The 22296-nt window shown below is 49.7% G+C and carries 20 protein-coding genes; 11 read left to right on the forward strand and 9 right to left on the reverse strand.

What is annotated here, in order from left to right:
• The first annotated feature begins 177 nt into the window (after positions 1-177).
• Positions 178-846 carry a carbonate dehydratase gene (gene can, locus AC6R10_RS11070; RefSeq protein ID WP_334553908.1) on the forward strand — a complete coding sequence of 223 codons (669 nt, stop codon included), beginning with the start codon at positions 178-180 and terminating at the stop codon, positions 844-846.
• A gap of 88 nt (positions 847-934) precedes the next feature.
• Here can and hpt read toward each other — a convergent pair whose 3' ends face one another.
• Entirely contained in the window at positions 935-1465 is a 531-nt protein-coding gene (gene hpt / locus AC6R10_RS11075) for a hypoxanthine phosphoribosyltransferase (RefSeq protein ID WP_334553906.1), read from the reverse strand.
• A 329-nt stretch (positions 1466-1794) separates the two neighbouring features.
• On the opposite strand from hpt, the gene AC6R10_RS11080 reads away from it, so the two are divergent.
• Entirely contained in the window at positions 1795-2409 is a 615-nt protein-coding gene (locus AC6R10_RS11080) for a LuxR/HapR/OpaR family quorum-sensing transcriptional regulator (protein ID WP_487902112.1), read from the forward strand.
• Positions 2410-2547: 138 nt separating this feature from the next.
• Here AC6R10_RS11080 and lpdA read toward each other — a convergent pair whose 3' ends face one another.
• The 7 genes from lpdA to xerD all read right to left on the reverse strand — a co-directional run bounded on the left by lpdA (position 2548) and on the right by xerD (position 13563).
• Complete coding sequence (gene lpdA, locus AC6R10_RS11085) at positions 2548-3972, reverse strand: dihydrolipoyl dehydrogenase (RefSeq protein WP_334553903.1); 1425 nt, start codon at positions 3970-3972, stop codon at positions 2548-2550.
• Between the two features lie 232 nt (positions 3973-4204).
• Entirely contained in the window at positions 4205-6112 is a 1908-nt protein-coding gene (gene aceF, locus AC6R10_RS11090) for a pyruvate dehydrogenase complex dihydrolipoyllysine-residue acetyltransferase (RefSeq protein WP_500672265.1), read from the reverse strand.
• A gap of 19 nt (positions 6113-6131) precedes the next feature.
• The gene (aceE, locus tag AC6R10_RS11095) at positions 6132-8795 is read right to left on the reverse strand and encodes a pyruvate dehydrogenase (acetyl-transferring), homodimeric type (protein WP_500672266.1); all 2664 of its coding nucleotides are present in this window, start codon (positions 8793-8795) and stop codon (positions 6132-6134) included.
• Between the two features lie 48 nt (positions 8796-8843).
• On the reverse strand, positions 8844-9614 hold the full coding sequence (gene pdhR / locus AC6R10_RS11100) for a pyruvate dehydrogenase complex transcriptional repressor PdhR (protein ID WP_334553897.1): 771 nt from the start codon (positions 9612-9614) through the stop codon (positions 8844-8846).
• Between the two features lie 510 nt (positions 9615-10124).
• Positions 10125-11864 carry a single-stranded-DNA-specific exonuclease RecJ gene (recJ, locus tag AC6R10_RS11105; protein ID WP_500629311.1) on the reverse strand — a complete coding sequence of 580 codons (1740 nt, stop codon included), beginning with the start codon at positions 11862-11864 and terminating at the stop codon, positions 10125-10127.
• Positions 11865-11880: 16 nt separating this feature from the next.
• Positions 11881-12627, reverse strand: a complete 747-nt coding sequence (locus tag AC6R10_RS11110; protein WP_500672267.1) for a thioredoxin fold domain-containing protein — start codon at positions 12625-12627, stop codon at positions 11881-11883.
• 39 nt (positions 12628-12666) lie between these two features.
• Positions 12667-13563: a site-specific tyrosine recombinase XerD gene (xerD, locus tag AC6R10_RS11115; RefSeq protein WP_420378222.1), complete on the reverse strand. Its 897-nt coding sequence runs from the start codon at positions 13561-13563 to the stop codon at positions 12667-12669.
• A 170-nt stretch (positions 13564-13733) separates the two neighbouring features.
• Between xerD and fldB the strand changes: the two genes are divergently transcribed.
• Positions 13734-14255 carry a flavodoxin FldB gene (gene fldB, locus AC6R10_RS11120; protein WP_500672327.1) on the forward strand — a complete coding sequence of 174 codons (522 nt, stop codon included), beginning with the start codon at positions 13734-13736 and terminating at the stop codon, positions 14253-14255.
• A gap of 24 nt (positions 14256-14279) precedes the next feature.
• On the opposite strand, the gene ampD is transcribed toward fldB, so the two are convergent.
• Positions 14280-14846, reverse strand: coding sequence for a 1,6-anhydro-N-acetylmuramyl-L-alanine amidase AmpD (gene ampD / locus AC6R10_RS11125; protein ID WP_500672268.1), 567 nt, complete (start codon positions 14844-14846; stop codon positions 14280-14282).
• Between the two features lie 139 nt (positions 14847-14985).
• Here ampD and nadC point away from each other — a divergent pair, with 139 nt between their 5' ends.
• From nadC to yacG, 8 genes are all read left to right on the forward strand, one after another.
• Complete coding sequence (gene nadC, locus AC6R10_RS11130) at positions 14986-15897, forward strand: carboxylating nicotinate-nucleotide diphosphorylase (protein ID WP_500672269.1); 912 nt, start codon at positions 14986-14988, stop codon at positions 15895-15897.
• Positions 15898-16248: 351 nt separating this feature from the next.
• Positions 16249-16713, forward strand: a complete 465-nt coding sequence (locus AC6R10_RS11135) for a pilin (RefSeq protein WP_487902119.1) — start codon at positions 16249-16251, stop codon at positions 16711-16713.
• Positions 16713-18398, forward strand: coding sequence for a type IV-A pilus assembly ATPase PilB (pilB, locus tag AC6R10_RS11140; protein WP_500672270.1), 1686 nt, complete (start codon positions 16713-16715; stop codon positions 18396-18398). Before AC6R10_RS11135 ends, pilB begins: the two co-directional genes overlap by 1 nt.
• A gap of 36 nt (positions 18399-18434) precedes the next feature.
• On the forward strand, positions 18435-19661 hold the full coding sequence (locus AC6R10_RS11145; RefSeq protein WP_500672271.1) for a type II secretion system F family protein: 1227 nt from the start codon (positions 18435-18437) through the stop codon (positions 19659-19661).
• A gap of 38 nt (positions 19662-19699) precedes the next feature.
• The gene (locus AC6R10_RS11150; protein ID WP_500672328.1) at positions 19700-20569 is read left to right on the forward strand and encodes a prepilin peptidase; all 870 of its coding nucleotides are present in this window, start codon (positions 19700-19702) and stop codon (positions 20567-20569) included.
• Between the two features lies 1 nt (position 20570).
• A complete protein-coding gene (gene coaE / locus AC6R10_RS11155) occupies positions 20571-21179 on the forward strand; it encodes a dephospho-CoA kinase (RefSeq protein ID WP_500626372.1) in 609 nt (202 codons plus the stop codon).
• 34 nt (positions 21180-21213) lie between these two features.
• The gene (gene zapD / locus AC6R10_RS11160; protein WP_500626373.1) at positions 21214-21954 is read left to right on the forward strand and encodes a cell division protein ZapD; all 741 of its coding nucleotides are present in this window, start codon (positions 21214-21216) and stop codon (positions 21952-21954) included.
• A gap of 114 nt (positions 21955-22068) precedes the next feature.
• Positions 22069-22266 (forward strand): DNA gyrase inhibitor YacG, encoded by a 198-nt coding sequence (yacG, locus tag AC6R10_RS11165; RefSeq protein WP_334553876.1) that lies wholly within the window; start codon positions 22069-22071, stop codon positions 22264-22266.
• Positions 22267-22296: the final 30 nt, after the last annotated feature.

The following is a 22296-nucleotide window of genomic DNA, read 5'->3' on the forward strand; positions in this document are numbered from 1 at the left end:
ACAGTAATTGGTATCACATTCCGACTACTTTATAACTGTTTGTTAGGATCTCGACTAAGTTTATGTATTTTCATCCCTAAACTCGTCAGATGAGTGCCTTTTTACTGATTTTTTACGGGTGTGAATTTGTAACATTATGTATAGTGATGAAACATTTTTTTAGGATTGATAAGTAAGATGCCAGAGATTAAACAGTTATTTGACAATAACTCTAAGTGGTCAGAGTCGATCAAAGCCGAGCGACCTGAATATTTTACTCAATTGGAACAAGGACAGAGCCCAGGCTTCTTGTGGATTGGCTGTTCAGACAGCCGTGTTCCAGCAGAGCGCCTAACCGGGTTGTACTCTGGTGAGCTCTTCGTTCATCGAAATGTGGCAAACCAAGTCATTCACACCGACCTCAACTGTTTGTCTGTGGTGCAATACGCGGTGGATGTGTTGAAGGTGAAGCACATTATCGTGTGTGGTCACTATGGCTGCGGCGGGGTGAAAGCGGCGATCGACAATCCGCAACTTGGCCTGATTAACAACTGGCTACTGCATATTCGCGATCTCTACTTTAAGCATCGTCACTACCTTGATGGCATGCCGTTAGAGGATCAAGCGGACAAGCTGGGTGAAATCAACGTTGCGGAGCAAGTGTACAATTTGGGCAACTCGACCATTATGCAAAATGCGTGGGAGCGCGGTCAGGATGTGGAAATCCACGGTGTTGTGTATGGGATTGGCGACGGTAAACTGGAGTATTTGGGCGTGCGTTCAAGCTCAAGAGAATCGGTCGATGACTCTTATCAGAAAGCCATGGAAGCGATCCTCAACCCAGAACAAAAACTCTTGTGTCGCTAAGTTCATTGACACACATAGCCTAATAACAACAATGCCCGCAATCGCGGGCATTGTTCAATGTCGTGTTGTCAGTTTATGAGTGACCACTTTATTCCTGTGGCACCACTTTACCGATGTATGGAAGATGGCGATACTTTTGCGCGTAGTCAATACCAACACCAACGACAAACTCATCCGGGATTGAGAAACCAATCCAATCCACAGGCACCTCGACTTCGCGACGCGAAGGCTTATCAAGCAGCGTACAGATGGCGATCGATTTAGGTTCACGCAGCGACAAAATTTCTTTGATTTTGTTGAGTGTGTTGCCTGTATCGATAATGTCTTCAATAATCAGCACATCCTTGCCTTTAATGTCGTCATCGAGATCTTTCAAGATGCGAACATCGCGTGAACTTTCCATGGTATTGCCGTAGCTAGAAGCTGTCATGAAATCTACTTGATGCGTCAGGTCTATTTGGCGCGCTAAATCGGCCATAAAGACAAACGAACCACGCAGCAATCCAACCAACACCAAGTCTTCACTTCCTTGGTAGTGCTCGGTGATCTGCTTGCCCAGCTCATTTACTCGCGCCTGAACATCTTGCTCAGAAATCATCACTTCTACTGTATGTTTCATACCCATCTCGTCTTTCGTTTTGCCAGTACCTGAAGGATAGCGTATTCGCGCCTATGTGCCCGTTCCGAGCCGTTTGACTCGCCGGTACTGCTAAATGATCAAGCGCGTAGTCTAACACTTGAGCGCTCACTCTTAAACGTTTGCTTGGATGAAAACCCAGGGACTGATAAAAATGAAATATTAGTAACTAACAAAATTGATTATTAAATCACCTCAAAACGTTGACCCAAAGTATATGCACCATTACACTCATCAATGCTACGGCAAATAATAAAATACTAAATAGGGCTCAGCCCACAACGACAACTCAATTGGCAAGGAAATGAACTATGGATTCTATAGCGAAACGACCCCGTACACGTCTTTCTCCACAAAAACGCAAACAGCAGTTGATGGAAATCGCCTTGGAAGTGTTTGCTCGCCGCGGAATTGGACGTGGTGGCCACGCGGACATAGCAGAGATCGCACAAGTCTCTGTGGCGACGGTGTTTAACTACTTTCCAACCCGAGAAGATCTCGTCGATGACGTTCTAAACTATGTCGTCAGACAGTTCTCCAACTTCCTCACCGACAATATTGACCTAGACCTCCACGCGAGAGAGAACCTGCACAATCTGACCTCTGCGATGGTTGAGTTGGTGCTCAATGATTGTCACTGGCTCAAAGTGTGGTTCGAATGGAGCGCCTCGACTCGTGATGAAGTCTGGCCGCTGTTTGTCTCCACCAACAGCACCAACCAACTGCTGGTGCAAAATATGTTTGTGAAAGCCATCGAGCGCGATGAAGTGTGTGACAAACACGATCCTGTCGATCTCGCGACCCTGTTCCACGGCATGTTCTACTCGCTGTTCATTCAAGCCAATCGTATTCAAGATACTGAAGCGATGGAGAAACTGACCAACAGCCACTTAAACATGCTCTGTATTTACAAGCGCGATCAGTAATACGCTCGTCAGCTACGCCTATTCGCTATGCCTGATCTTTAACGTACAGGAGCGAGCACAGTGAATAGGCATAAGTGAACAGGCATAAAAAAACCGCTGACTTATCAGCGGTTTTTCTCTATTTCAGTCTAAGAAGGATTACTTCTTCTTCGCTTTCGGGTTTGGAAGGTCAGTAATGGTGCCTTCAAACACTTCCGCGGCTAGACCTACAGACTCATGCAGAGTTGGGTGAGCATGGATAGTCAGTGCGATGTCTTCTGCATCACAACCCATTTCGATAGCTAGGCCGATTTCACCCAACAGTTCACCACCGTTAGTACCGACAATCGCACCACCGATAACGCGATGGGTATCTTTATCGAAAATAAGCTTCGTCATACCGTCTGCACAGTCAGATGCGATAGCACGACCAGACGCCGCCCACGGGAAGGTAGCCGTTTCGTAGTTGATGCCTTCTGCTTTCGCTTCTTTCTCAGTCTTACCAACCCACGCCACTTCTGGCTCAGTGTAGGCAATTGAAGGAATAACTTTCGGGTCAAAGTAGTGTTTCTTACCAGAAATCACTTCTGCTGCAACGTGACCTTCATGCACACCTTTGTGCGCTAGCATTGGCTGACCAACGATATCGCCGATCGCGAAGATGTGTGGGATGTTGGTACGCATTTGCTTGTCAACGTTGATGAAGCCGCGCTCGTCGATTTCAATCCCAGCTTTCTCACCATCGATAAGCTTACCGTTTGGCACACGACCGATAGCCACCAGAACCGCATCGTAGCGCTCTGGCTCCGCTGGTGCTTTCTTGCCTTCCATTGATACGTAGATACCGTCTTCTTTCGCTTCAACAGCGGTCACCTTAGTTTCAAGCATCAAGTTGAACTTGTTCTTAATACGTTTGGTGTAAACTTTAACGATGTCTTTGTCTGCCGCTGGGATAACTTGGTCGAACATTTCAACCACGTCAATTTGAGAACCCAGAGAGTGGTAAACCGTACCCATTTCTAGACCGATGATACCACCGCCCATGATCAGCAGCTTTCCTGGTACTTCTTTCAGCTCAAGTGCATCCGTTGAATCCCAAATACGTGGGTCTTCATGCGGAATGAATGGAAGTTTGATAGGTCGAGAGCCCGCAGCAACGATAGCGTTATCAAAGTTAACGACCGTTTTACCGTCTTCACCTTCCACTTCAATCGAGTTAGGACCCGTGAACTTACCAAAGCCGTTCACCACGTTCACTTTACGCATCTTAGCCATACCGCCAAGACCGCCAGTCAATTGGTTGATCACTTTCTCTTTCCACAGACGAATTTTATCAATGTCTGTTTGTGGCTCACCGAACACGATACCGTGCTCAGCCAAAGCTTTCGCTTCTTCGATCACTTTTGCCACGTGTAGAAGCGCTTTTGATGGGATACAACCCACGTTCAAACAAACACCACCTAGGGTGCTGTAACGCTCGATAAGAACAGTGTCCAGACCTAAGTCTGCACAACGGAATGCAGCGGAGTAACCAGCAGGACCGGCACCAAGTACTACCACCTGGGCTTTAATTTCTTTGCTCATTTTGACCTCTTGTAGTCATTATCCCTAACAGGCTGAGTGAGTATGGAATCTATCGTTCAACGAATGGTTTGTTTTTCAATATTATTTTCAGACCGCCAACAGTTTACAGAGATGTTAATGGTGTGAAAAGTAAATCCATTTAGCCTGTGAGCTAGACAACAATTCACGAATGAACTGCTGAATATAGAAAAAGTGACTCCCCTTTACACCGAGGGTAAAGGGGAGTCATGAATTACAATACTAGACGACGAATGTCAGACAGACACGCGTTTAAGTAAGTAATGAAACGTGCACCTTCTGCACCATCAATCACACGGTGATCGTAGGAGAGAGACAGTGGAAGCTGTAGACGCGGTTCAAACTCTTTACCGTTCCACACTGGCTTCATTTCAGACTTAGACACGCCAAGGATACCGACTTCCGGAGCATTAACGATTGGCGTAAACGCTGTACCACCGATACCGCCAAGACTTGAGATAGTGAAACAGCCACCTTGCATGTCAGCCGCTGTGAGCTTGCCAGCACGTGCTTTCTTAGACACGACCATCAGCTCTTCAGACAGCTCGTAAATGCCCTTCTTGTTCACATCTTTAAATACAGGAACAACTAGGCCGTTTGGCGTATCTACCGCAATACCTACGTTGACGTATTTCTTCAGAATCAGGCTCTCACCGTCATCAGATAGAGAAGAGTTGAACGCAGGGAACGCTTCAAGTGCTTTCGCTACCGCTTTCATGATGAACACAAGTGGCGTGATCTTCATGCCCGTGTCTTTCTTCGCTTCGATGGCGTTCTGCTCTTTACGGAACGCTTCTAACTCAGTGATGTCTGCGTTGTCCCATTGGGTCACGTGCGGGATCATCACCCAGTTGCGGTGTAGGTTTGCACCTGAGATCTTCTTAATGCGAGATAGCGGCTGAGTTTCCGTCTCACCGAACTTGCTGAAGTCCACTTTTGGCCATGGGAGTAGACCAAGAGCCGCGCCGTCGCCTTTACCAGATGCGGCTGCACCTGCGCCAGACTCAAGACGCTTAAGCGCTTCTTTCACGTAGTTCTGAACGTCTTCCTTCAGGATACGGCTCTTACGACCAGAACCTTTAACCTTAGAAAGATTAACGCCAAATTCACGCGCTAGACGACGAACAACTGGAGACGCGTGAGCGTACTCATCGTTTTCTTTGAAATCGCCAGTCGCTGCTGGAGCTGCTGCCGCTGGAGCTTCTGCTTTAGGAGCTGGAGCTGCAGGTGCTGCCGATTGAGCTTGAGCTGGAGCTGCTGCAGGAGCAGGTGCTGCGCCCGCTACTTCGCCTTCCGTTGTAGAGAAAATCATGATTAGTGAGCCAGTAGACACTTTGTCGCCAGCCGCAATCTTGATTTCTTTCACTGTTCCAGCGAATGGTGCAGGTACTTCCATTGAAGCTTTGTCACCCTCTACAGTGATCAGAGATTGCTCTTCTTCCACTGTATCGCCAACGGAAACCATGATTTCAGTGACTTCAACTTCGTCGCCACCGATATCAGGAACGTTTACTTCTTTTACCGCAGAGGCTGTCGGCGCTGCTGCTACTGGAGCTTCAACTGCCGCAGGAGCGGCTGGAGCGCCTGAACCTGCCGTTTCAAAGACCATGATAAGTGAGCCAGTCGTGACTTTATCGCCAGCTGCAACTTTGATCTCTTTTAGCGTACCCGCGAATGGTGCTGGCACTTCCATAGACGCTTTGTCGCCTTCAACAGTGAGAAGAGATTGCTCTTCTTCGATGCTGTCGCCAACGGCAACCATGATTTCAGTCACTTCAACTTCATCACCACCGATGTCTGGCACGTGAACTTCTTTAAGCTCAGCCGCTGCTGCTGGTGCTGCCGGAGCAGGCGCCGCTTCTGCCGCTGGAGCAGACGCAGTTGCGCCCGCCGCATCTTCGAAAATCATGATTAGAGAACCAGTAGAAACCTTGTCGCCTTCTGCGATTTTGATTTCTTTAACGATACCCGCTGTCGATGCAGGCACTTCCATAGAAGCTTTATCGCCTTCAACTGTGATCAGAGACTGCTCTTCTTCAACCTTGTCGCCAACGCTTACAAGAATCTCAGTAACTTCAACCTCATCCGCACCGATGTCTGGTACATTAATTTCGATTGCCATTTCTTATCTACCTTCTTAATTAAGCGTATAGCGGGTTAGTTTTCTCAGTGTCGATGTCGAACTTCTTAATTGCTTCTGCAATCACAGATTTCTCAACATCACCACGTTTAGCTAGTTCAGTTAGCGCTGCAACTACGACGTAACCTGCGTTCACTTCGAAGTGACGACGTAGGTTTTCACGGCTGTCTGAGCGACCGAAACCATCAGTACCTAGCACTTTGAAAGACTCAGCAGGAATGAATGCACGAACCTGCTCTGCGTAGTTCTTCATGTAATCAGTGGCTGCGATTGCAGGCTCTGTACCCATCACTTGTGCAATGTAAGGCACTTGCGCTTCGGCTTCTGGGTGAAGCATGTTGAAACGCTCTGCTGCTTGACCGTCACGAGTCACTTCGTTGAATGACGTCACTGAGTAAACGTCAGAAGCAATACCGTACTCATCGCTTAGGATCTGAGCCGCTTTACGTACTTCGTTCATGATAGTACCTGAGCTCATCAGCTGAACTTTCGCTTTATCGCCCGTGTAAGTCTCTAGCTTGTAGATACCTTTACGGATGCCTTCTTCAGCGCCTTCTGGCATTGCTGGCATTGCGTAGTTCTCGTTCATTAGCGTTAGGTAGTAGAACACGTTCTCTTGTTCTGGACCGTACATGCGACGGATACCGTCTTGCATGATGACCGCGACTTCGTACGCGAAGGTTGGGTCGTAAGAGATACAGTTAGGAACCGTACCCGCCATGATGTGCGAGTGACCGTCTTCGTGCTGTAGACCTTCACCGTTCAACGTTGTACGACCTGCCGTTGCGCCCAGTAGGAAACCACGTGCTTGTTGGTCACCAGCCATCCACGCCATGTCGCCCACACGTTGGAAGCCGAACATTGAGTAGTAGATGTAGAACGGGATCATTGGAAGATCGTTGGTCGAGTATGACGTTGCAGCAGCAACCCATGACGACATCGCACCGAGCTCGTTGATACCTTCTTGTAGAACCTGACCTGACGTCGCTTCTTTGTAGTAAGAGACGATGTCACGGTCTTGTGGTGTGTAGTTCTGGCCGTGCGGGTTGTAAATACCAATTTGACGGAACAGACCTTCCATACCGAAAGTACGCGCTTCATCAGCGATGATAGGCACGATGTTCTGACCAATGTTCTTGTTCTTAAGTAGAACGTTCAGTGCACGTACGAACGCCATCGTAGACGAGATATCACGCTTCTGTTCTTCAAGTAGCGGCTTGAATTCTTCTAGCTCAGGAACGATGAGTTCTTGAGTGAAGTTTGGTAGACGCTGTGGCGTGTAGCCGTGTAGCGCTTTACGACGAGCGTGCAGGTATTCGTACTCTTTTGAACCTTCTTCAAGTTTCAAGTACGGAAGCTCTTTCACTGCTTCGTCAGTAAGGATGTCTTGTAGACCTAGACGATCACGTAGGTGCAGTACGTGCGTCATATCCATCTTCTTAACTTGGTGAGCGATGTTCTTACCTTCCGCCGCTTCACCCATGCCGTAACCTTTCACCGTCTTCGCTAGGATAACCGTAGGTTTGCCTTTGGTTTGCTCTGCGTTTTTGTAAGCAGCGTACAGCTTAGACGAGTCATGACCACCACGCTTAAGAGCGAAGATTTCATCATCAGTCATGTCTGCAACTAGCGCTGCAGTTTCAGGGTACTTACCAAAGAAGTGCTCACGTACGTAAGCGCCATCTTTCGCTTTGAACGTTTGGTAGTCGCCATCGATGGTTTCGTTCATCAGTTGAAGAAGCTTACCCGTCGTATCTTTCGCCAGTAGAGAATCCCAGTTGTTACCCCAGATGACTTTCACGACGTTCCAGCCAGCACCTTTGAACAGACCTTCAAGTTCTTGAATGATCTTACCGTTGCCCATGACAGGGCCATCTAGACGCTGTAGGTTACAGTTGATTAGGAAACATAGGTTGTCTAGTTTCTCACGCGCAGCGAAAGAGATAGCACCACGTGATTCTGGCTCATCCATCTCACCGTCACCTAGGAAGGCGTATACGCGCTGCTCTGACGTATCTTTTAGACCACGGCCTTCAAGGTACTTAAGGAAACGAGCTTGGTAGATAGAAGCGATTGGACCTAGGCCCATCGATACTGTTGGGAACTGCCAGAATTCAGGCATCAATTTCGGGTGCGGGTATGAAGGGATACCTTTGCCGTCTACTTCTTGACGGAAGTTGTCTAGCTGCTCTTCAGTTAGACGACCTTCAACGAATGCACGTGCGTAGATTCCTGGTGAAATGTGACCTTGGTAGTAAACCAAATCGCCACCATCCTTCTCGTTTGGTGCACGGAAGAAGTGGTTAAAACAGGTTTCGTAAAATGCAGCAGAAGACTGGAAAGACGCCATGTGGCCGCCTAGCTCTAGGTCTTTCTTAGAAGCACGTAGAACGATCATGATTGCGTTCCAACGGATGATGGAACGGATACGACGCTCAAGCGTTGTATCACCAGGGTAAGCTGGTTCTTGGTTCGCAGGAATCGTGTTGATGTAGTTGGTTGTGATGCCTGTTGGCATATCAACGCCGTCTAGGCGAGCTTTGTCTAGAACTTGCTCTAGTAGGTACTGTGCACGTTCTACACCTTCTTCACGAACTACTGACTCAAGAGCTTGTAACCATTCTTGAGTTTCAAGTGCGTCTACGTCATGCTTCATGTCAGACATGGCGATCTATCCTTCTGTTGGTTGGATCTACTTATTTAAGTAACGGTTTTAGTTAGCATCGTTACCTTGCTGAATTCGACGCAAAGAGCGTTCTCTGCGCGACTCTTCACGAGTCAAATCCAACAATGTTTCTTCGATATAAGCTAAATGCGAATGGGACATCTCACGCGCTTTTTCAGGTTGGCCTGAAACAATCGCATCCACGATATTAGCCCTGTGTCTACTTACTTTCTCCACCACTTCATCGCGGCGGTGTAATAGTTTTAAATTCTGTAATACGTTCTGCTCAAGCAAAGGCGCAAGGCTGCGAATAATGTGCAGCAACACCACATTGTGCGCGGCTTCGGTTAGGGCAATCAAAAACTGCACCACCGCCGCGGCTTCCGCGTCCACTTCTTTTGTGGACTGAGCTTGCGAGATGATCTCTAAGCAAGCCTGAATGCGAGCAAAATCTTCTTCGGTACCACGTAGAGCTGCAAAATAAGCGGCAATCCCTTCCATCGCGTGACGCGTTTCCAGCAAGTCCAATTGAGTCTCAGAATGACTCGATAGGAGATTGAGTAAAGGATCCGAAAAACTGGTCCAAATCGTTTCACTGACAAACGTCCCTCCCCCTTGTTTGCGGGTCAAAAGACGTTTCGCTTCTAAGCGCTGGATGGCTTCACGGATAGACGGACGAGACACATCGAACTGCTTCGCCAGTTCGCGCTCGGGTGGCAGTTGTTGCCCCGGCGAGAGTGTGCCTTCCACAATCAACCTTTCTAACTCTTGCTCAATCACATCGGAGAGTTTTGGCTGACGAATCCTTTGATAAGCCATAGTTGTTATTCTTCTTTCTCTTTGCAGTCAATTGGTAATACCAATTTTATGTTGGCGAGGAAATTAACATAATTAAAACGCAACTTCCAGCCAAAATTTGATTCAAATCATAGAACGACTCATGCGGTCACAGTTTGATAACAGCTCATAATTAAAACATCAATCAAATTGGTATGACCAATTACAAAAGAGAAACAGATGGGGCAAAAACGTGCCACGCATCACACTTTACTTGGTTGAGTCATCATACAAATGAAACGAAGCGAATAACATCAAAGCATAGTCTATCCACCGTCGATACCCTGGTGAGATGACATTTTTCTGAATTCAACAGCGATTTTTCTGAAAACAGGGTAACGGATCCCGATCGCATTCCCTGGTCAGACCTGAAAACTCTCACCTCAAAACTCTCGTCTCTAAACTCTCTTCTCAAAAAACGAAACAAAAAAACGCCAAGCATTTCTGCTTGGCGCGGTATCAATGAGGGAACCTCTTAGATGTCGGGAGCGTTCATCTCGCTTCAATATAATCGACCATCAGCTGTAAAGACTGATTGCCCCGAAACTCATTAATATCGAGGCGATAAGCCAGATGGACGGTCTTGGCGCTCGCATCCGGCCAACGTCTCAAGTCGACATTAAACGCGATCGCATCCATCGTCAGCCCGGTTGGGTGGCCACGATAGAGTGGCTCTAACATCAGCTTTAAGTGCTTCTCGGCCACCAGCTTTTGGTGCAGCACCATAAACTCGCCGTCAAAAATAGGCTCTGGGAACGCTTGCCCCCAAGGCCCACCAGAACGAAGGACGTGCGCGGTATGCATGGAAAACTCTTCTGGGCGCAGCTCGCCATCGGACAAGATCACCCCTTTGAGCGCCGCTTCATCCAACTCTTGTTCCACCGTTTGGTTAAACAAAGTCGCAAAGCGTTCAAAATCTTTTTCCATGATGGTTAAACCGGCCGCCATCGCATGGCCGCCAAATTTTTTAATTAGCCCCGGATGTTGCGTATCGATACGATCGAGCGCATCGCGCATGTGTAAACCCGGTATCGAGCGACAAGAGCCTTTAATCGCACCATCACCGCCATCGGCAAACGCAATGACAGGGCGGTGAAATTGCTCTTTGATGCGCGAGGCCAGAATCCCGATCACCCCTTGGTGCCAATCGCGTTGAAACAGCACCAGTCCATAAGGAAGCTGGCTCCCTTCACCAAACTGCAACCGCTCACAAAACGCCATCGCCTCTTGCTTCATGCCCTCTTCAATCTCTTTGCGCGTTTGATTCAGCCCATCAAGCTCAGAAGCCATGCGTCTTGCGGCGTGAATGTTGTTGCTCATCAGCAGTTCAACCCCAAACGACATATCGTCCAGTCGACCGGCGGCGTTGATTCTTGGCCCCAAGGCAAACCCAAAATCTGCGGCGACGAGACGCTTTGCATCGCGCTTCGCCACTTCAATCAACGCTTGAATACCTGGCCTTGCTTTGCCCGCACGGATACGTTGCAGTCCTTGATGCACCAAAATGCGGTTGTTCTCATCTAGCGGCACCACGTCTGCGACCGTGCCCAGCGCCACAAGGTCTATCAGCTCCATCAATTTAGGCTCCGCCATGCCTTGTTCAGCAAACCATCCCGCTTTTCGCATATGGACGCACAGCGCCATCATCAAATAAAAAGCGACACCGACACCGGCCAGCGCCTTAGACGGAAACGCGCACTCGTCGAGATTTGGATTGACCATCGCATCGACCTCAGGCAATTCATGCCCAGGTAGGTGATGATCCGTGACCAACACTGTAAGCCCTTGCTGCTTGGCATAGCGCACGCCCTCAATCGATGACACGCCATTATCGACGGTCATGATCACTTGCGCGCCCAGTTCGATCGCTTGATCGACCACTTCCGGGCTAAGGCCGTAGCCGTCTTCAAATCGATTCGGCACCAAATAGTCAACATTGCTCGATCCTAACATCCGCAGTGCCAGTACAGACAACGCAGAGCTGGTCGCGCCATCGGCATCAAAATCGCCCACCACTATGATGCGCTGATTGAGGCGAATTGCCTCAAACAACAAACTCACCGCGGCCTCAATACCATGCAATTTCTGGTAAGAATGCAGCGCTCTTGCGGTTGTCTCTAACTGCTCAACACTTTGAATACCCCGGTTGATGTAGATGCGGCGCAGCAGCGGATCGATGCTCTCAGGCAACAGGGTAATGTCTGCCTCAGGACGACGTTGAATCTCTATCATCGCTCATTCCTGCTCATTATTGGATTTGCTCTAAACGCTCGAGCAAATCGCGGGGTGGCAGGTATCCCCCCACCATGTCGCCATTAGGCAGAAAGATCGCTGGTGTGCCACGAATGCCTAGCTCGCGCCCAAGAGCATAATGCTGGCTAATGATCTGCTGATATTTTGCAAAGTCTTCCCCTGGCTCAGGGATCTTGCGTCGGGTTTTCCCGTCAGACATGGCTTGCTGAGGATCACTTGCGCCCCAAATGGCCGCCATCTGATCGGCGGTGCCCCCAGTTGCGCCCTGTCTTGGAAAAGCCATGTAGCGCACGGTGATGCCCAGCTTGTTATAGTCTTGCATTTGGCTGTGCAGACGCACACAGTAACCACAGGTAATGTCGGTAAAGACGGTCACCACATACTGTTCGTTGTCGGCTTTGAACGGAATCATGGTCTGTTTGAAAGCGTCGATTTTTGCCGCATTAATCGGAGCCTGTCGCTTAGCCAGTACATCTTCATATTGACCATTGCTGTCTAACTTGTACAAGGTGCCCGCCATAAAGTACTCACCATCAGGCGTCGCAAACAAGATGCCGCCATTGGTTTGCACTTCTAACAAGCCATCAATCTCGGCAGGAACAACATCTTGCACTTCCAGCCCAAGCTGATTAAAACGCGCTTCAATATGCGCTTTATCGAAAGCCGGCTCTGTTGCAGCACTGGCTTGCGCCGTCAACAGTAGTGGCAGTGTCAGTAGAGTGATACGGCGTAATACGCTCATTCAATTCACCTTTCTTGTCTTGTGGTTCAAAGTGCCTAATCAGGCTCTTGGATGATGCTCACTGTGGAGCTGTTTCAATCGTTCGGTCGCAACGTGGGTATAGATTTGGGTGGTGGATAAATCACTGTGCCCGAGGAGCATCTGCACCACGCGCAAATCCGCGCCGTAGTTTAATAGGTGCGTTGCAAACGCATGACGCAATACATGCGGCGACAACTGCTCGGTGTCGATGCCCGCTCTCACCGCATAATGTTTGATACGATGCCAAAAGGTTTGACGCGTCATTTGCCTCGCCCTTTTGCTCGGAAAAACCACATCAGAGGTGGTGTCCCCCAATAATTCAGACCGGCCTTGTTTGAGAAAAGTTTCCGTCCAGTCGACGGCATTTTCGCCCATCGGCACCAAACGCTCTTTGCCGCCTTTACCGATCACCCGCACCACGCCTTGGCGCAAGCTGATGTTTTCCATCGTTAAGCTCACCAATTCCGTTACACGAAGTCCGGTGGCGTACAACAGCTCTAGCATCGCTTTATCTCGAAGCTCCATCGCGTCATTGACGTCCGGCGCATCGAGCAGCGCATCGACCTGCGCCTCAGAGAGATCTTTCGGTAAGCGTTTAGGTAATTTAGGGCTTAGCAGCAAGGCACTCGGATCGTCAGCCCGTATCTTTTCACGGTGCAGGTACTGAAACAAGCGACGGATGGCCGACAGCATGCGCGCACGCGACGTCTGCTTATAGCCTTGGTCCATCAACCAACTTTGATAATCCTGCAACCCTGAGAGGCTAATAAAACTGAGCCGATAGTTGTGCTCACTCATCCAGCTCAGCAGTTTAAACAGATCATTGCGATACGAGGCCAAAGTATTTTCCGATAACCCGCGCTCCATCCACATGGTATCTAAAAACTGCTCAATGATTCCTTGGTCCGGAGTCAACACCTGCGACACACTTACTCTCTCACGTTGATGCTTAATGGCTTTCAATGTAAGTGCCTCGCTAGAAGAAAGCCATAAAAAATCACCGTTGAGGAGGATATTCGCTGCAAAGCTCGCCATTTTGTGGTTAGAATTCGCGGTATGCACACCAATCAAGATGGAAACCAATGATGAAAATCGGCCTGTTTTACGGTTCTACGACGTGTTACACAGAGATGGCAGCAGAGAAAATGCGCGCGATCATCGGGGAAGACTTACTCGACATCCACAATGTCAAAGAGTCCGACCTCTCGCAGATGGCCGACTACGATTTACTGATTTTAGGCATTTCCACTTGGGATTTTGGCGAGATTCAAGAAGACTGGAACGCGATTTGGCAACAAGTACCAACGGTGGATCTCCGCGGCAAAACCGTGGCGCTGTTTGGCCTTGGTGACCAAGAAGGCTATGGCGAGTGGTACCTCGACGCGATGGGCTTACTGCACGATGAAATCGTCAAGACCGGCGCCAACCTGATTGGTTACTGGCCCAATGATGAGCAGTACGAATTTGAAGCCTCGAAAGCGCTCACCGAAGATGGCCAGTTCTTTGTCGGTCTTGCGCTCGATGAAGATTCTCAATACGAACTGAGCGATGAGCGCATTGCGACCTGGGTGGAACAAGTGCTTACTGAGTACCAAGAGTCACTCTAAGACGAACGCACTTTCTGCGTTCGCTCACTCTTCGCCGACGCGATTCACCGGCGTTATTAAGCGTCGAAAACGCGGCCAATCAAACACCAAGCCTGGGTCGGTTTTGCGCAGCGGCGCGATGTACTGATGCCCAGTCACCCGAGAGACATTGATCTGCGGGTAGGCGCTCATTAACTCTAGACTTAATCTGGCCAGCGCTTGGTACTGCTTTGGCGTATAGGCGATGGTGTCTGTGCCTTCCAGTTCGATACCAATCGAGTAATCGTTGCAGCGGCTGCGACCTGCAAAACTCGACGCGCCCGCATGCCAAGCACGATCATCAAACGATACAAATTGCACTACCTCACCATCACGGCGAATCAAGCAATGCGCCGAGACGCCCATTTTATGGATGACTGCAAAAAATGGATGCGCATTGGGATCGAGCGTTCCGCAAAAAAACTGCTCGATATAGGGGCCACCAAATTGGCCCGGTGGCAAACTGATGTTATGCACCACCAGCAAAGAGATCGTCTCACCTTGTGGTCTTTGATCAAAAAACGGTGAGGGCACATGACGCGCCGCTTGATACCACCCTTGGTTATCTATCATGTTGTTATACGACTCGGAACTCAAACATAGCCTGGCTAGAGTCTATCTCGCCTGAGATAAAATGCGAGAATAATGGCTGAATTTCATGCTCAGTCAGCGTATCATGCCCCACTCTGTTCAACTGCGTATTAGATTTGCGATGAAAAACACACACAATAGCCAAGAACGTCTTGAATATTTGAAGCAGCAACTTCCGCTGGAGATCACGCGAGCGGTGGCCGACGCGCTGAAAGAAGATCTCGGTGGCACTTTGGATCCCGCAGCCGACATTACCGCGGCTCTGATACCTGCAGATGCACAGAACCAAGCTACCTTAATCACCCGCGAACACGGAGTGTTCTGCGGTAAAGCGTGGGCAGAAGAAGTTTTCAAACAGCTTGCCGAACAGCCCGGTGGCAGCCCAGTGACGATTGAATGGAACGTCGACGATGGTGACACCGTGGAACCCAACCAAGTGCTGTGCACCTTAACGGGTTCATCACGCATGCTGCTGACCGGCGAGCGTAACGCGATGAACTTTATCCAAACGCTGTCTGGCTGCGCGAGTACCGTGGCGCAATACGCCAAACAGCTGCAAGGCACTGACTGTCGCTTGCTGGATACGCGCAAAACCATTCCTGGCCTTCGCAGTGCACTGAAATACGCCGTGGCGTGCGGTGGCGGCTTTAACCACCGCATCGGTGTGTTTGATGCCTACCTCATCAAGGAAAACCACATCATTGCCAACGGCGGCATCACGCCAACCATTAAGATGGCCAAGCAACTGAACCCAGGCAAATCTGTAGAAGTGGAAACCGAAAGCTTGCAAGAGCTGCAAGAAGCGATCGATGCTGGCGCAGACATCATCATGCTCGACAACTTCACCACAGAGATGATGCGTGAAGCGGTGAGAATCAATGCGGGGCGCGCTGCACTTGAGAACTCAGGCAACGTCACGCTTGAGACCATCCGCGAGTTTGCAGAAACAGGTGTGGATTACATCTCCGTCGGCGCTTTGACCAAACACCTTAAAGCGCTCGATCTCTCTATGCGTTTTAAAGAGGCGTTTTAAAGCAGTGTTTTGAAACAGCGCTTTGAAGCAGCGTTTTCGCGCTACCGCTTGGCTGTGTTTTCAGCAAAGCGCCCCATTGACTTAACCATGGAAGAAAGATCTTATTTTTCAATCAGTAAATGGAGACCTCGGTTCTCCATTTTTTGTTTTTCTCTCACACTAAAGCCTCTTCACTCTCACAAAGTTTTGTCCTCGCTCGAAGTAATTTGCTGTGTAAATGAAATAAAGTCGCGTTTTTTCCTAATTGACTCGGAAAGCGCTGCGCCACCATTTCCACAAGTTTCATAGCCCTTCTATGCTCTCCCCATCAACAAACACCGCGGTGCCTCAAGCACCCAAATGGAGAGTTCTATGCAAACCAAACCACGTCGCCAGCAAGCTGGTTTTACTTTAATTGAATTGATGATCGTAGTGGCGATTATTGGGATTTTGTCAGCTTTTGCCGTACCTGCTTATCAAAACTATACAAAAAAAGCGACATTATCAGAGTTTCCCAAAGCCGCTGCTGCGATAAAGTTGGCAGTCGAATTGTGTTCACATGAGATTGCATCCGATGCTAGTTCATTCGAAGATGACTGTATCACTTCCGCTGGAAATGTACCTAGTGCAGCACTAAACAGTATCGATATAGATGCTCAACAAGCCGCTTCAGGTGGGGTCAATGTTATAGCTACAGCGGCAGCAGCGAAAGGCCCAATAGCTTCTGGAGAAACATATGTCATGCACGCCGAATACCAAACAAGTGGTTTAGTGTGGACAAAGAGTTGCTACAAAGATGCAGGGTTAGCAACAGTACAAACAGACTACTGCCCATAATGCTCACCAACCTCCCCTCAATCCTGCGTCAAGCCAAGTTGCTTGACGCAGCGCAAGAGAGACAAGTGCTGGAGCATGTGCAAGCGTCAGGGGGCTCCGTCCCTGACGCTTTGCACGATCTGGCCATTATTAACCATACCCAATTGACTGAGCACCTCAGCCAGCTGTTTGGTCTCAACGTTATCGACCTGTCGCAAACGCCCTACGCTGAGCTGTGCCAAACCCTTGGCTTACGTGAGCTTATCACTCGCTTGCAAGCGCTTCCCGTTGGCAAAACGGCTTGTTCACTCAGTGTTGCAGTATCAGACCCAACCCACCTTGATGTCGAAGAAGAGTTTCGTTTTGCCACCGGCCTGCAAGTCGAGCTGGTGCTGGCCGATGCTAAGGCGCTGCAAGGGGCGATTCGCCGTTTGTATGGGCGCGCGATCGCTGGCGAGCAAAACAGCAACAAAGAGATCAACGAGCAAGAGCTGGCCAACCTTGTGGATGTCAGTGATGACGAAGTGGGTAGCATTGAAGATCTGAGTCAAGATGATGCGCCCGTCAGTCGTTACATTAACCAGATTCTGCTCGATGCGGTGCGCAAGGGCGCCTCAGATATCCATTTTGAGCCCTATGAAGAGACCTTTCGCGTTCGGCTACGCTGTGATGGCATCTTGATTGAAACTCAGCAGCCCGCCCATCACCTCAGTCGCCGTTTATCGGCGCGTATTAAAATCCTCGCTAAATTGGATATTGCCGAGCGCCGCCTGCCACAAGATGGACGCATCAAGCTAAGGCTCAGCCAAGAGACCGCGATCGATATGCGCGTCTCGACGTTGCCAACCTTGTGGGGCGAAAAAATTGTATTGCGCCTTCTCGACAGCAGCGAAGCGAATCTAAACATCGATATGCTCGGTTATAACGAGCAGCAAAAAGCGCTCTACCTCAATGCGCTAAAAAAGCCTCAGGGGCTGATTTTAATGACTGGCCCAACAGGGAGCGGTAAAACGGTCTCCCTCTATACTGGGCTAAAAATTCTCAACACCTCGCAAGTCAACATAGCCACCGCTGAAGATCCAGTGGAGATCAACTTACCTGGGATCAATCAGGTTCAGGTGCAACCGCAAATTGGGCTCGATTTCGCCAGTGCGCTGCGCGCCTTTCTCCGCCAAGATCCCGACATCGTGATGGTCGGCGAAATCCGTGATCTTGATACCGCCGAGATTGCTGTCAAAGCGGCGCAAACCGGCCACTTGGTGCTCTCGACCCTACACACTAATTCCGCCGCCGAGAGCGTTGTGCGCCTTAGCAGCATGGGCATAGCGCCTTTTAATGTCGCCTCGTCACTGAGCTTGATTATTGCCCAGCGATTGGCGCGTCGTCTGTGTCCTCACTGCAAACAGCCCGAGCCGCGTGCTCAGCACTACTGTCAGCAGCTTGGTATCTCAGTTGCGCCACTTTTTACCGCGAACCTCGATGGCTGCCCAGAGTGCAACGCCGGCTACTCAGGCCGAGTGGGTCTATACGAAGTGATGAACGTGAATGAAGCGCTGGCGAGTGCCATCGCCGACGGGGCGACTATCGCTGGTATCGAGCAACTGGCGCGATCACAAGGCATGCAAACGCTCAAAGAGTCCGGCATAGAGAAAATGCTCAGTGGCATCACCAGTTATCAAGAGCTGCAACGCGTGCTCTACCTTTAATCCCTTGTTTATTTCGATACCCTATAGGAGTTCTTGATGCCCATCCAAAAACAAGCACAACTGAAAAACTACCGCTGGAAAGGCCTCAATAGTTCAGGGAAGAAAGTCTCCGGTCAATATCTCGCTTTAACCGAGAGCGAGGTGCGTGACAAACTGAAAGCGCAGCATATTCAAGTTAAAAAGATCAAAAAACGCAGTGTCTCCGCCATTACCCGCGCAACGCAGCGCATCAAGGGCAAAGACATCACCATCCTCACCCGTCAGCTCTCAACCATGCTCGCCACGGGCATTCCGATCATTCAGGCGATCAAGTTGGTGGGCGATAATCACAAGAAAGCCGAAATGAAATCAGTACTGGCGCAAATCGGCAAAAGCATTGAAGCCGGTACGCCGATTTCAAAAGCGATGCGCAACGCCTCTAACCACTTTGATACCTTGTACATCGATATGGTCGCCACCGGAGAGCAAGCGGGCAACTTGCCACAAGTGTTTGAACGCCTGGCACTCTATCGTGAAAAATCGGAACAGCTGCGCGCGAAAGTCATCAAGGCACTGATCTACCCTGCGATGGTGGTGTTCACCGCGTTAGGGGTCTCCTACTTGATGCTCACTATGGTCATTCCTGAGTTTGAAAGCATGTTTCAGGGGTTTGGCGCCGAGCTGCCTTGGTTTACGCAACAGGTACTCCACCTCTCTCATCTTACCCAAACCTACAGCTTACCTGCGGCGATCGGCTTGGGTATTTCAGCCATTGTGCTAAAAATCGCCAAACAAAAATCGGCCCGAATCAAACTGATATCGAGCCGGATAGGATTGAAAATGCCTGTGATTGGCGGCGTATTGACCAAAGCCTCTATTGCCAAATTTAGCCGCACACTTGCCACCAGCTTTAGCGCGGGCATTCCGATTCTCTCAAGTCTCAAAACCTCCGCGAAAACCGCCAACAACCTGCACTACCAAACCGCGATTGATAAGGTGTATGACGATACCGCCGCCGGAATGCCGATGTACATTGCGATGAGAAATACGCAATCGTTCCCCGAGATGGTGCTGCAAATGGTAATGATCGGCGAAGAGTCGGGGCGACTTGATGATATGCTTAATAAAATCGCCACCATCTATGAGTTTGAAGTCGATAACACGGTCGATAACTTGGGCAATATCCTCGAACCACTGATCATTATTTTCCTTGGTGTGGTGGTGGGAGGATTGGTCGTGGCTATGTACCTGCCCATCTTTAACTTAATGAGTGTATTAGGATAAGATGAGCACTCTATTGATTGGATAAGGCACTTCTCTTGATTGCGCTGTTTGAGTATTACCCTTGGCTTTTTCCTACGCTGGCAGGCGTGTTTGGCTTAATTATTGGCAGCTTTCTTAACGTGGTGATCCACCGCCTACCCATCATTATGGAGCGAGAGTGGCGTAGCGAGTGCGCCGAGAGCTTCCCTGAGTACAAAATAGCGCCCCCTGAAGGTACCTATAATCTCAGCATTCCCCGTTCGACATGCCCAAAATGCGACTCGCCACTGCGTCTTATCGATAATATTCCGGTGGTCAGCTGGCTAATGCTGCGGGGTCAATGTGCTCATTGCCAAGCCCCGATCAGTGCGCGTTACCCCTTAATTGAACTGCTGTCGGCCGGCCTATCTGTACTGGTCGCCTGGCAATTTGGCTTCTCAGTGATGAGCCTCGCCCTGCTACTGTTCACCTTTGTTCTTATCTGCGCAACCTTTATCGACCTCGATACCATGCTACTGCCCGATCAGTTGACGTTACCACTGGTGTGGGCGGGGTTGGCACTGGCGCTATTGAATATCAGCCCCGTCTCACTTAAGGATGCCGTCATTGGCGCGATGGCCGGTTACTTGGCCCTATGGAGCGTCTATTGGCTGTTTAAGTTAGTCACTGGCAAAGAGGGCATGGGCTATGGCGATTTTAAACTGCTCGCCGCCCTTGGCGCATGGCTCGGCTGGCAAGCACTTCCGATGATCATCTTACTTTCATCTGTGGTTGGGCTGATGTTTGGCTTGATTCAACTCAGGCTCAAGCAGCAAGGTATCGACAAAGCCTTTCCCTTTGGCCCTTATCTCGCGATCGCTGGCTTTATCAGCATGATGTGGGGCGATGGTCTACTTCACTGGTATCTGACGGAGATGGTAGGAATCTAATATGGCGTTGATCGTGGGATTAACAGGCGGCATTGCCAGTGGCAAAACCACTGTCGCAAACCTATTTCAGCAACACTTTGCCATCGATATTGTCGATGCCGATGTCGTGGCGCGCGAAGTGGTGGAACCGGGCAGTGAGGGTTTAAAAGCCATCGCCGCGCGCTACGGCGCATCGATGTTGCAAGCCGATGGCAGCTTGAATCGAGCCGCACTGCGCGAGGCCATCTTTTCCGATCCCAAAGAGAAAACCTGGTTGGATAACCTGCTCCATCCGATGATTCGTCAAAAGATGCTCGCCGAGCTTGAGCAGGTCACCTCACCCTATGCGCTGCTTGTGATCCCTCTAATGGTGGAAAACAATCTCCAAGCACTGGCTCAGCGCGTCCTTGTGGTCGATGTGGCGCCAGAAATTCAGATTGAGCGAACGATGGCCCGTGACAATGTCGACGAAAAACAAGCCCGTGCGATTCTCAGTGCGCAAGCAAGCCGAGAGGAACGTTTGGCGATTGCCGATGATGTGATTAAAAATGATGCAACAAACGAGAAACTTTTGCCTCAAATCACAGAATTGCATCAAAAGTTCCTAGAAATCTGTAGGGAAAATCTGTGAGAATAAAGGCAGTACAACCCAGAGCCATTGATCAATGACCACGCACTATTTCGAACACCCACTCAATGAGAAAACTCGCATTTATCTTCGCGTTGAAGCCTTGCTGACGCAGATGGATAAAGCGGCGCAGTTTGGTGACGAAATGCAGCATCTGATCTTCTTCCGCTCGCTGTTTGATCTGCTGGAAATCTTTGAGCAGATTCAGCTCAAAAGCGAGTTAGCCAAAGACATCGAAAAGCAGCGCCTTAGCTATCGAGCCTATCTCAATATCGATGGCGTTAATCTGGAAATGCTGCGCGCGGTATTGGATGAAATTGATGGCGTGCACAGCGAACTGATGGCGGCGGAGCGTTTTGGCCAGAGCTTGAAAGAAGACCGCTTCTTAAGCGCCATTCGCCAACGCTTTAACCTGCCCGGCGGCTCATGCTGTTTCGACTTGCCGGCACTGCACCACTGGCTCCACCTTCCACTTGAGAAAAAACAAGCGGATGCGCAAAAGTGGTCCACCAACCTAGCCCCACTGACACAAGCATTGAAACTGTGGCTGCGCCTTACGCGTGAAACCGGTCAACTGCGAGAGCGCCTTGCCAACAACGGCTTCTACCAAAGTGATGCGACAGAGGCCAACATTCTGCGTCTTGAAATCCCTCTAGAAACGGGCGTTTACCCGATGATATCCGGGCATAAAAACCGTTTCGCCATCAAGTTCATCGATTTTGAATCTGGCCAAGCGAGCGCCTCGAGCATTCCATTTAAATTGGCCGTCTGCTGCTAATCTCACTCTTTGCCATCGGCATCGCTCACCCTTTGCCATCGACATCCCGCTGCTTAATGAAGCGCGGCGCTAAGTTCGGTATACTGCGGCTAAACTCCGAAGAAATAGGAAAGCATGATGTCTAAGATTACCGTGGTTCCATGCCCACAGTGCGGCCAAAACGTCGAGTGGAGCGAAAAAAGCCCCCATCGCCCGTTTTGCAGTAAGCAGTGTCAAATGATCGATTTCGGCGAGTGGGCCGATGAAGAAAACACCATTGCCGGTGCCCCCGATATGTCCGACAGTGATGGATGGTCGGAAGATCAGTATTAAAGCGGTTCAATTCTCTTGGGATGATTAAGC

It is taken from the genome of Vibrio sp. R12-SG2-ISO1 (assembly GCF_059834045.1).